At 59.2% G+C, this 12850-nt stretch carries 4 protein-coding genes; all 4 read right to left on the reverse strand.

Translation table 11 applies throughout. From position 1 onward, the window contains the following. On the reverse strand, positions 1–6454 hold a 6454-nt coding region (locus ACTTKG_RS05235), incomplete at its 3' end, for a two-partner secretion domain-containing protein (RefSeq protein WP_442673200.1). Positions 6455–6544: 90 nt separating this feature from the next. Further along, a complete protein-coding gene (locus ACTTKG_RS05240) occupies positions 6545–8326 on the reverse strand; it encodes a ShlB/FhaC/HecB family hemolysin secretion/activation protein (RefSeq protein WP_442673201.1) in 1782 nt (593 codons plus the stop codon). A gap of 613 nt (positions 8327–8939) precedes the next feature. Then, the gene (locus tag ACTTKG_RS05245; protein ID WP_442673202.1) at positions 8940–10274 is read right to left on the reverse strand and encodes a tetratricopeptide repeat protein; all 1335 of its coding nucleotides are present in this window, start codon (positions 10272–10274) and stop codon (positions 8940–8942) included. Continuing rightward, positions 10256–12469 (reverse strand): transporter substrate-binding domain-containing diguanylate cyclase, encoded by a 2214-nt coding sequence (locus tag ACTTKG_RS05250; protein ID WP_442673203.1) that lies wholly within the window; start codon positions 12467–12469, stop codon positions 10256–10258. Before ACTTKG_RS05250 ends, ACTTKG_RS05245 begins: the two co-directional genes overlap by 19 nt. Positions 12470–12850: the final 381 nt, after the last annotated feature.

Raw genomic sequence — 12850 nt, forward strand, 5'->3', positions numbered from 1 at the left:
CGCCGTCCGCATTGATATGCGCATCGTCGAGATTGACTTCACGGCTGGCGACGGTATAGTTCTGACCGTGCGTCTTGATCGAGCCGGAGAGGTTGACGCCGCCCATGCCGCTCGTGATCGCCTGCTGTATGTTGAGGGTGAACGGCATGTCGATCGCACCGCTCTGATAGAGACGTCCGCCGCCGCCGCGGTCGCCGATGTTGATGATCTCATACTCCCAGAACTGGCGGTTGCTGCCGTTGAAATACTTGTCGAGCAGCGAAAGTCTATTCGGAACGTTCACTTCGCCGCCAAGCTGGATGTCGCGACCGTGCGAGATCGGCAGGATATTGAGCGCCTTCTTGCCCTTCATCTTGCCATTGAGGTCCATCGCATCGGTCTTGAGCGTGAGCGCGCCCGTGCCCGTATCGACGGAGCTTCCCGCCGCCGTCGTCAAATCCTTCGATTCGAGTGCAAAATCGTTGCCGTTCGTCTGAATGTTCGCCGAACCGTCAACCGTCATCGAGCCTGCCGTCGCACCGGAGCGGATTGTCGTCGGATCGACGAAGTTCAGATTGCCGCCGACCTTTGTCGCGCCCGTCGCGTCTTCTCTGCCGAGGTAGACGTGCTTGAAGCCGTCCTTGATCTTATTGCCGCCGAAGAGCTCTGCGGGCAGACTCAGCCCCGTATCCGCCGTGCCGACATTGAGATTCGTCGCGGCATTCGCCTGCTGTACGGTCAAGTTGCCCTTGCCCTCGACCGCCTTATCAAAGGTCATGGTGTCCGCAGAGAGCACGACGTCGCCCGCCGTGCCGCCGGATTCGCCCGCCTTGACGCCCGTGATCGTGCGCGAGGGAACGGGAGCGCCCGCAGGCGTCGTGATCTCGCCGATGGTCAAGGCGTTCGACTTGACCTTGACGGAGAGCGCGTCGGCGGCGAGCGTGCCGATTTCGTTGTCCTTTTCAAGCGCGATATTGCCGCCGACAGCGGCGAGCTTCGTCGCCTTGATCTTGCCCACCGTCTGGTTCGCCGCCGTCTTGGCGTTGACAACGAGCGTCTTGCCCGCCGCAAGCGTCATATCCCCTGCGAAGTTGATGTTATCCGCCTGCAGTGTCACGTCCTTCCCGAGGGAAGAATTTTTCACATTGATCGTACCCTGCGTACCGTTGCCGATGGCGTAATGCGAGAAGTTCGGGCCGAATACCTGTGTGAACTTATTGTTCGTCAACTGCAGGTCGCCCGTCGCACCGTCGCCAAGCCCGATGGTCTTCGAGCCGTTGTACGTTCCGATGCCGAGTGTGCCCGTGCCCGTGACGGACGGACTGCTCCCGTGCGCTGCGAGGTTCGTGATATTGTTCGTATAGAGGTTCAGCGTGCTGCCCTCGCCGATGTTCATGACGCCCGCACCGCCCGAGTTCTCGATCTCACCCGTCGTCAGCGTCACTTTGTAGTCCTTGCCGGAGCCGTCCGTGCCGACCTTGAGTCCGCCCGCGCCGATGACCGTCTTGCCCGTCTCCGCTGTCTTGACGACGACGCGGTTGTTCGCTTCAAGTCCGTCGATCGTGACCGTCTGGCTGCGATTGTCGCCGAGAACCAATTCGCTGAAATCTTTGCCAAAGAGCTTGCCGTTGAGCTGGTCGCTCGTGACATGAAGCCCTGCGCCCGCCGAAACGTTGTTGAGCGTCAAATCGCCCGCCGTCTTTCGCGTGATGACGAGTCCGCTCTTGCCGACGATGTTCGTCGTATTGTCGTCCGCCGTCGGCGTGACGATCTCATCCGTATGCACACGGAGCGCACCGACGGTATCGGTGCCCGAGTCGAGCTGCGCGCGTGCGTCGAGCTGCAGCTTGTTGCCCGTGACATCGACCCAGACGGGTGTGGAGCCGGGAGCGACCTGCACCTTGGCATCCTCGTTCAGTACGACATCGCCGCTTCGTGCATTGAGCGTCGCCTGTGCATAGTTGCCCTCGACCTTCAGTGTAGCTCCCTGTTCGAGATGGATGTTGCCGCCCGTCTGGATATTGATTTCCGCGCCGTTTTCCTTGCTCGTCCCGCCGACGCCTTTCACATGGACAGTCTTGCCCTGCTTAACGGTGAAGCCGCCCGTGATGACCGAGGCGGGATCGTGCCCTGCCTGCGTCGGATCTGCACCGATCTTGAGCTTCGTACCCTTGCCCTCGATGGTGAGATTGTCGCGCACCTCGACGCCGAGCTTGCCCGCCGCATTGATGGACTTCTTGACCGAACCGCCGTAGAAGTAGACATGCTTCTCACCTGCGACATCGAAGCCCTTAAAGCCTTCGAGTGTTTCGTTAATTGTGCGGTAGGCGATGCGGTACTCTCCACCCAATGCGTGGGAAGGATCATCGCTGATAACGATGTCCTGTGACGCCGATGCTCCCTTGATCGTGATCTTGCCGTCTGCCGCGCCCTTGACCTTGCCGTGTCCAAGATCAAGTCCGCCCGAGAGGTTGAGGTCAAGGTTCTTGACGGCGAGCGTATCCGCTGCCGTCGGCAGTTCCGCCGTTTTCGCCGTGATCTTCATGTCGGAGCCGCCGTTTGCGCCCGCCTTCGTCGCGCCCGTCAGCACAACCTTTTTCTTCGTCTCGATATCCGACGGGTTCTTGAATGTCGCGCCCTTGATATTGATGTCGGCATCTTGATCGCTGTCGCCGATCTTGATCTTGCCGTAAGCGGCATTGTTGATGTTCCAGTCGCCCGTACCCGTGCCGACGTTGATCGCCTGCGTCTTCGTCGCCTTTTCGAGCGTGAGTTGATTGCCGACGTTAACTTTGTTATTCCCGAGGTCGAGGTCGTCGGCTTCGATCTTCGTATCGCCCGTTGAATTCAGCTTGCCTTCGACCGTGAGCTTCTGTCCGGCATCCAGCTTGATGTCCGTTGTCTTCGTCTTGAGCCCATCGACATCCGCTTCCGGCGTGACGGTACGATTCTTAACGACAGCGACCTTCATGTGCGTCCGATTCTTGAGCTTGAGATCGCCGTCCGCCATATCGGCAGCGATATTTTCAATCTTGTTCGCCTGCGTGCTGAGATCCATCGAGCCTTTGCCGAGAAGCAGCAAGTTACCGACTTCGAGGGGCGCACTCTGGGAAAGACCGTCGCCTAGCGTCGTGCCCGGCGCATCGGCATGGAGCGCGAGCGTATCGGCAGATGTTCCATGAACTGTGCCTGTGATATCGATCTTGCCCTTTGTCAAGATGCTCGTATACTTGGGCATATTGCCCGCAGAAATACCCGCGAGCGTCGCCGTACCGACATTGTCCTTCGAACCAATGCTCACATTATAGAAATTGCCCGCCTTGAGCTTTCCAAAGCCTGCATCCGAGACGAGCGTGCTCGACCCCGTGCCGCCGACGGTGAAGTTTCCTGCCGTCTTGGGCTTCAGGACGAATGTGCCCGCGCCGTTCGTATCGGCAAACGCCGCATGGTTCCAGTTCGTGACGCTGTTCGCCGTCATCGTCATCGTGCCCGTGCCCGCCGCGAGGTTTGCGCCCGCAGCAAAGTCCACGGCGTTCGCCTTGAACGTCGTGTTCTTTCCGCCTGCGTTCGAGAGCGCTCCCGAGAACTTGAGCGTTGCGCCCGACTCGACAGAGAGCGGCGCTTTGACATCGGCTGCGCCGATCTCGACATCGCCCGTATTCGCGCTGCCGATCTGGATTTCGCCCGTACCCGAGTTGATAAAATCGAGGTTTGGCAGCACGAGGTCGGAGGGCGTCGAAGAGCCGACGGCGATCTTTTTGCCCGCCGTTTTCGTATCAACCGTAACTTTCCCGTTTGCACTCGAAAGAGTGCCCTGCGCTCCCGAAGGAAGCGTCAGCGCATCCGTCTTGACATCAATCGTGCCGCCTGCCGTCGATACCTTGCTCGCCGTGTCGAAATTGACCGTCGTCGCTTCGAGCGATGTCGCCGCCGCACCCGTCGATTTGACCTCGGCATTTGCATCGAGCTTGAGCGTGCCGCTCGCCTTGAGCTTCATCGCGCCCGCCGCGTTCGTCATGCCGTGCGTGCCGACCGTGAGATCGCCCGCCGTCACTTCGACGTCCGCACCGTTCGTCGTCACAAGCCCCGTATCTTCGCCGACCTTGAGATCGCCGCCGTTCTTGAGTGTCAGCGCCTTCGCCTTGCCGTCGAGCTTCTTGACGGCGTGCGTGCCCGTGAGGTTCACGGTCGCATCCGCCGCATCGAGCTTGAGTGCGTCGGCAGTCATGACGCCCGCGCCTTCAATCTTGTTCTTCGAGCCGAGCGTCAGCGCGTGCGTCGAAGCGACATTCACTGTGCCGCCGACGGTCAGCGTGCCTGCGCCCGTATACATTTCCAGTTCTTCGTCTGCCGTCACGCCGTTTGCGACAATATTCGCCTTTTTCGCGGCGTCGCCGACCGTATTCCTCTTGAAGTTCTGTATCTTTCCCGTGCTCGTGAACGTATCGCCTGCGAGGTCAAGTCCGCCCGTGCCTCCCCCAAAGTTGATGGTCTTGCCATCCGAAAGCGTCCAGACTTTCGCCGAGCCTGTGGGGTCGCCGTCGCCCGTGATCGTGCCCGAGAGGTCGAGGGAATCCGTGCGCAGTTCGACGTTTCGCGTCGTGATGCTCGATGCGCTGTCGATGGAGATTCCCTTGGCAAGCGTCGCATTGCTTCCCGTGGACTTGCCAATGAGCGTGACCTTGCCCGTGCCCGCCGTGATCGTCGTGCCGGAGAGAGATACGCCTGCCGCGTCTGCTGTCGTGCTGCCTGCGAGTTCGACATTGCCGCCCGCCGTACCAGCCGCCGTGGTATTGATCACGGCATGATCGAGCATGATGCCCGCTTCGCCCGCGCTCTGCGAGTTGGCAAATCCAACGCCGCTGTCCATGAGACCGCCGCCAATCTTGACATTGCCGCCGAGCGTCTTGATCTGCTTGCCGTTCGCGACAGTGACACGACCGCCCGCACGGTGGTTCGTATCGGATGTAATGTCCACATTGAGCTTGCCCGCCGTCGAGCTGATATCGGCGTTGATGTTGACGCTTCCCGTCGCCTTCAAGGAGAGGGTCGCATCGCCGCCCGCCGTCTTGTTGATGGCGTCCGTCACGGTGATGGAGTGATCGTCATTTCCCGTGAGGTTCGCCGTCTGGATGGTTACAGACGTACCGCCGTTCAGCGAATTGGTGACGGTCTGCACGTCTGCCTGAGAGCCGGCTTCAGGATCGCCCGCCGCCCGCGCCTTGACCTCGATATCGCCGGGGTCGATCAGCCATTCGCCCGCCTTGCCCGCTTCGGACGAGGCGTTGACGCTTCCTGTAATCTGCACCATCTTTCCCGAGGTCTCGACCGCACCGCCCGCGCCTGTGCCCTTGCCGCGTGCCGTGATCTCGCCCGCGAAGCGCGTCTTCGTGTCCGACCAGACGGCGACCGTGCCGCCCGCGGCATCCGCTGCCGTCGCATCGGCACGCACCGCCGCGCCGCGCTCGATCGTGACATTCTTCGCGTGCGCGAGATCGCCCGCGCCCTGCCAGCCGCCGCCGATCTCGACCGTGCCAGCCGCAGCGCCGCTCACGTCCGTCACGCTTCCTGCAGCGAGACGCACGTCATTTGCCGTCATGCGGATCGCGCCCGCCTTGCCGTCAAGGCTCGCGGCGCGCACGACACCCTCCTGATTGACAGCGGAAGAAACAAGTGCGTCTCCCGTCGCCGCCGTCATGAAGACAAGCCCGCCGTCCGCTTCGACGATGCCTTTATTCGTGACCGTCTGACGGAGCGCTGCCTTTGACGGCACGACTGTGACCTTGCCGTCGCCCGTGAAATCGAGCGTGACGTCCTCTGCCGCTGCGAGGATCGCCGCGCCCTTCTTGGCGACGACGACGCCCTCGTTTGTCACGTCCCTGCCGAGGAGCGCGACCGCGCCCGCATCCGCTGCGCGAAGCGTGCCGCGATTGATGACCTTGCCGCTCTCAGCTGCGCCGACGAAGGCATACTTGCCCGCCATGAAGTCGGCGTTCGTAATGTTCATCGCCGCAGCCGTGATCGCGCCCGCATCGACTTGTGCGCCGGGTGCAAAGAGGACGCCCGCGGGATTGACGAGGAAGACGCGCCCGTTCGCCGTGAGCGTGCCGAAGATTTCCGAAGGATTCCCGCCGAGCACGCGGTTCAAAAGCGCCGCCTGCGCATTCGGCTGGAAGATATTCACGCGCTCGTTCGCCGCGATGTTGAAGCTCTGCCAGTCGATGACAGCGTTCTCGGTTGTCTGATGAATCGCCATCTCCGCCTGGCTCTTAGCAATCTCAGCCGCGCCCGCAGCGACTTCGCCGCCCTGCGGCAATGCGTAGGCGGGTGCGCTCGTGCCGATGAGAGCCGCTCCCGCAGCCATGACGCCGACGCCGCTCAAAAGCGCACGGCGCACATTTTCCTGCAAACGCAGCATGAAGGGATCGAAGCCGCACACATTCTTCGCGCGGCGGTGTTTTTTCGTGAAGCCCATGATGTTTCTCCTTTTTCATCTGAAATCCTATATTTGAACGTCCAAGAGGTCCGGATAAGGCATATAGACCGCTTGGCTCTCCATTTGATTTTAGAAGAATTTATAAATCTGGAACCAGAACCTGCCGCTGCGATCCGTGTCGGAGACCGCCTTTTCATGACCGATCTTCCAAGCGTAGTGCAGATGCGCGACCCAGTTCGCCTGATTGCTCCAATTGACGCCGACGCCCGCGCCGTAGAGACTGCGGCTCTGCGGCCCCGTATAGCCCGACCAGCCGTTGTGGTAGAGCTGTACATGACCGCCGTCGGCGAAGGCGATGAGCTGCCATATATTCTCGTCGCCCTCGCGTGTCGGCAAATTCCAGCGCAGCTCCGCCGTCCAGCGCCAGCCGTCGTCGCCCGACGCCTCGCCGACCGGATATGCGCGTACGCCGTAAGGTCCGCCGAGTGAGAACTTCTCCGAGGAATCGAGGTTCTTGTTCGCCCACTGGCGGCTGTACGAAAGGTAGAGTGAGAGACGGTCGTCTATGTGCTGCAGGCGCGTCAGGTTCAGATTCCACTTGCCGAAATGCCCTGCCGTCCGTGCAGTCACAGCGTCGTACTTCCGCTGTCGCTCCTCGTCGATCGAAAGATCGCCCAGCGTATAGTTCAGCGAAAAGGTATTGCGCCCGCCCGTCCATATATGATCGAGGTTGTCGCCGTTGATGCCGACGACCCAGTTGTGCGCATGTTTAGGGTTCTTGTACGACATGCCTTTCGCTTCGTCATTGAGCCCCTTCCAGTCGAAGCGCAGCGTGCCATAGAGGTTGAAGTCGCGGCCGCGTCGGAAGTTGTGCTGCCACCAGAGGCTCACGGTCTCCGAGGCGCCTGTGTAGTCGAGTGCGGAGAAGTCGCCGCCCAGCGCATAGTGCGAGCGTGCGTAGCTGACGCCGACGCGCTCGCCCTGCTTGGCGAGCGGCGTCGAGTAGGAAGCCGATCCCGACCACATGCCGCCGTTCGACACGATGCCGCCGACGGAGAAGAGGTCGCCCTCGCGAAACGGGCTTGCGTAGTTAAGAAAGGCGCTGTACTGGTAGCGTCCCGTGTAGCGATAGCCGCCGTTGTCAAGACCGACGTAGCCCCACATGCGATTGCCCTTGTTCTTGACGTCAATGACGATGTCCGACGTACCTTGACGGCTGCCCGCCTTGATCTGCGTGCGCGCTTCAACGCGCGAGAGATCGTTCGTCAGCCAGACGCCGCGATTGAGCGGCGCTTTCTTCACAAGTTCGCCCGAGGAAATACCCATCTCGCGGCGAATGGCATTCTCTGTCAGATAAGAATGGTTATTGATGATGATCTTGTCGTAACGTCCGGGGATGATCGTGAAGTCTACGATGCCGTCCTCGAACGTCTGCGGCGCAAGATAGGCGAAAGCGACGAACGAGCCGTGCGCACGCAGATACTTCGTGACTTCATCCGCCTGCGCTTCGAGGTCCGCGAGCGTCGCGTACTTGAGTTTGTGCGGCTGCAGGAGCGCACGAAGCTCCTCGTCCGTCACAGGGTTCTCGCCCGAAAAGGTATAGCGGCGCACAAAAATCGCGCTCTCTTCCGCATTCTGCCGCTTCGAAGGCGGTGCGGCGGCAGCGGCAGCCGCACCTTCCGGCGACGGCACATCGGCGGCGCTCGTGCCCATCATCGGCGCTTCGCCCGCCGCCGCACGCATCATCGCCGCCTGCTCATCACGCGCCGCATCTGGAACCGTTCCCGCCTCGACGCAAAAAGGAGCGAGCAGCGTGTTCAGCAAAGCAAAGCTGACGGCAAAAGACAGCGCCTTACGCCGTCTCGCAACCAAAGACCCATGTCGCATTATTCTCGCATCCTGCATCTTCATCCGCGTTCTTCCTCTCAAATCTATAACATTCTTTTCCATGCGCTCACAACAGCTTCAAGAATCAACAGCCGCACGTATCACTTCACAATTCTTATGACAGCCCAAAAAGTCAAGCCCAAAGGGCGCAGACGGCTCGGGCAGCTTTCATTTAGGGCGGCATATCATGTCCACAAAGTGACCGTTTATGTGTGTAGTTTACCATAAGTCGGGCTTTTTTCCTAGTAGATATTATATATTTCTATGCAATCTTTCTAAAATTAGGCTTTTCACCCCATCTAAGGATGAGGCTTCTCGTACAAAAAAAAGACAGGCGACAGCTGTCCTTATATGCTATAATATACTCGGTGCTACCAAGACGGTAGGCGGTCGATTCTTAGCCCCTGAAAGGGGGCGCTGCTTATGGAACTGTACGATTTTTTATCGTTGATGTTCATGGTGACGATTTGCGTCGTTGCTATCAAAGCAAAATAAGAATCCCCGCCTTCGGCATCCAATCGTAGGCGGGGGTTCTTACCTGTATTACATTGGGGCTGACCGTCTACCGGCAGCACCCTTTTCATATTCATTATACGACGCGGCACGGTGTACGTCAAGCACAGCCGCGTGCCTGCTGCTATTTCAGGCACGCGGCGAAGATGATCTGATTCATCAGCACCGTCGGATTCGCCGTGTTGATTTCAGCGGCGCGGGCAAAGGCTCGCCATGCTTCCTTATAGCGCTTTTCACGCACGAGGGCGACGCCAATGTTGCTCTGGGCGTTCGCCGACTGCGGCACGAGAGCGAGCACGCGCTCGAAATCGCGCATGGCGATGGCGTTCTTGCCGGCTCTTAGGTTCATGACGCCGAGATTGTACCACGCGTAGGCAAAGTCCGCATGATACTTGACAAGCGTCTCCAAGTCGTCCTTCGCACGCTTCTCATCCCCTGCCGCCGCGAAGAGAAGCGCACGATTATAGCGTGCGGCGGCGTTTTTCGGCGAGAGTGAGAGCGCCTTTTCCAAGTCGGCTATCGCCTTTTCATGCGCACCGCGCTTTTCCTGAACGATGGCTCGATAGACGTAGGCGGCGGCATCTTTTTTCTCCTGCACCTTCTTCTCGGCAAATGCGAGCGAAGCGTCCGATGCGTCGGGAGCCGTCGCCTCGCGGTGCAGCAGCAGAATGTCCTGCCCATAGGACGTCCCGGGTACAGCCCAGACGCCGTTAAGCCCCGTCCAATTCTTGATATTGCCGTAGATGTCGGGGCGATAGATGCGCACGAGATCATAGCGCGGGTCGGCGAGCGGCAGACTTGGGCGGCGCGTCGTCGCATACGCCATGAGATGCTGAATGTGCGCGCGCACGCCCTCTCGCGGCAGAGCGAAATATGCGCCCTTGACCTTGTTTCCCGTCGCGCCTAAGCCACAGTAGTTGTTCTGCTCGGGCAGAACGTCGCCGCCGTAAGCAAAGAAGCCCGTTTCCTTCAATGCCTGACAAAGCGCGATATCGGCGCGTACGCCCTCTTGTCCGGCTTCTTCATAATAAAGATGCACGATCTCCTCGACGGAGCAGGCGAGCTTCGGCTGCGGATTGCGCCGCCGGATGAACGCCGCCATCTGCGCCTCAGTCGCTTCCGCCGCGCCTAAGATGGGGACGCTTTCGGGCGATGCTTCCTCCGCAAGAAGCGGCTCCGTCAAAGGCTCGGCGATAGAAAAGCGCACCTCAGCAGCCGCCTTCTCGTTGATCGCGGCAGGAAGCTCGGCGCTGAAGGTCGGTCGCGCGATAAGCACGGGCTCTTTGCTTACCGTGCGGACGGCTTTCGTCCTTTGCACATCCTGCACGCTTCCCTCAGCCGCTCCTTTGACCGTCGCCTGCGCCGCAGACGGCAGAAGCACGAACGCGGCGCAAGCGACAAAAAGAGCGGCATGAGCCAAGAGCCGACGCACATTGTGCATCATTCTCCTTCCGGACATAACATCCCCCCATCCGCTTTCACGTCATAGATCTTCCAACCGTTGCGTCCCGCACGCTTCACATCGTAAAGCGCGGCGTCGGCTGCGAGGAAAAGTTCATCGTACGTTGTTCCATGCATCGGCGCCAGCGCAATGCCGATACTCACGGACAAAAGCGAGCGGTCGTCGCGCACCTCAAGCTCCTGCGCCGCCGTCATGAGCTGCCGCGCATGACGCTCGACAGCGACGGGCGTCGTCACATTTGGCATGAGCACGGTGAACTCATCGCCGCCAAAGCGCCCGATATGATCCGACTGGCGGAAGATCGCGCGTACATCCTGTGCAAAGCGGCGCAGGACGGCGTCGCCCGCCTGATGACCATAAGTGTCGTTCATCTCCTTGAAATGGTCAAGATCCATGATGAAAAACGCATGGAATGCCCCATCTTTCAAAGGACCGTCAAGCATCGCCTCACAGGCGGACTGAATCGCCTTCTTATTCAAAAGCCCCGTCAAGGGATCCAGTTCCGCTTCCTGCTTATAGATGTCACGCGCACGCATCAGCTTCTGCTGCTCCTCGATCGCCTTCTCCAATTCCTCGTTCTTCGCGAGGAGCACATCCGCCTGATGTCTTTGCGTACGCGAACGCTCGATGAGGAACATCGCAATGAATATGGAAAGCAGAAGGATGACAGCGAGCGCCACCGTCTGCATGGGGTAACGCGCCGTGATAGCGGTCAGCGTCAAGCGCCCCATCATGTGCTCATTGACGATCTCCTGCACGCGCCGCACATCGAGCTTCAAGATGCCCTTCGTCAAAACCGACTGAAGAACACGCGGCTGGTGCTCGGAAATCGCAATGCTCACAGGCAGCTCCGTCGAATAACTGGCAATGACGACGAGACTCGGATGCAGCGACAAAAGGCTGCTCTGCTGCAAAAAGAGCGACGGCAAGAGCGCGAAATCACAGCCGCCGTCGTCGAGCAGGCGCAGGCAGTCGGCAGGCTCGTCAAGCGGTACGATCTGCCAGTTCGGATGCTGTATATTCAGATAGGTACGCGCACCGTAAAACCAACGCGGCAGCGCGACGCGCGCCGCCCCCGTCGGGATCTCTCCCGTACCGCGCCGCACGACATAGGAAAAATTCTCTGAAGCAAACGTCGCCGTGAAGAAAAAGTCGCGCATCGACGGCAGATTGTTGTAAATGCAGAAGAAGAGATCTGCTTCGCCCTCGCGCAGCATTTTCAGTGCATGGTCGTTGTCCTCAGCACGCACGAAGCGAAAGCGCAGGTCGATTTTTTCACCGATCGCCTGCAGGATGCTCGGATAAATGCCGTCGGGAACGCCATCTTCGAGACGTTCGCCGAAGAACGGCGAGTGCCCGCCGACATACGCGACGCGCAGGACAGGCGCGTTCGCCAAATACGCCGTCTCCTTGGCAGTAAAGCGCACGATCTGGCTCTGTGCACGATCGAGGAACACCTGCGTCAGATGCGTTTCAAAACTGGGATTGACGGTCTCCGTATAGTAGACAAAATCGCTGAGGTTTTTGATCAGCCCCTCGCGATGCTTCGCCGCGAGGAAGCAGGCGGGCAAGAGCGCTGTGCGCATCAGGAGCGTCTCGCCATCGCGCTGCTGCGTCGCACGATTCGCGATGGCATCGACTGCGCCGTCGGCAAGCGCTTGGTGCAGCTCATCGGGCGTCGCGTACTTCAAGATCTCCACCGTGATTCCTTCGTCGCGCAGGAGAGAAACGACAGCATAGTCATGAACCCCATCGGCTAAAACACCGATTCGCTTGCCGGATAATACAGAAGGATCCTGCACGTTCATCGTTGATCCTTCCTTCACATAGAGGGAAAGCACAGCAAATGCCGCATTGTTTATGCTGTAGGAGAAATCCTGCTGATCGTCCTGCCTATACTCCGCCGGAAAGTACAAATCAATGCGCCCTGCCCGCAGCATCTCGCGAGCGCTCACTTCGTCCAGCGGCACATACTCATACTGCCAGCCCGTATTGCGTGAAATCTCATCGAGGTAACGCTTCGTATAGCTGAAAAGCAGCTGCTCGGGCGAACCGTCCGGAAACGCCGACACATCGGGGCAGCCCACGCGCAGCACAGTCGTCGAGTCCGTGGCAGAAGTGCTCCTGCCCGAAACGAACATCAACAGTAAGACAAGAAAAAATACCGCACCGCAGTACATGCCTCGTTTCAATTCCAACACCTCTTTTGCGGCTCCTGGACAAACCGCCTATGACACAATTTCTTACTGACTATAGTATAGCAGATTCTTCTCGAACTTTCACTATATAGCATAAAAATATCATGAGAAGCCGCTGCCAACGCTTGAAAAGAATATCGAATGCACAAAATTTCACCCAAAATGCATAGAAAAAGCGCCGATAAATCAAAATCCCCCGCCACAGCCCATTCATCTGTCTGCAGCGGAGGATTTCCTATGCTTCTGTAAGGCGTACGGACATATATACAGCGCGCTTCTTTGCGGATACCATCGCAGGAAGCAGGCGAAAAACATCTCCTGCTGCTTCATGCGGCGGCTGAACAATATATCCTAAAAACTTCCTATAAGCGGCTT

Origin of the sequence: Selenomonas sp. (assembly GCF_052169755.1) — a bacterium.
Taxonomy (GTDB): Bacteria; Bacillota; Negativicutes; order Selenomonadales; family Selenomonadaceae; genus Selenomonas.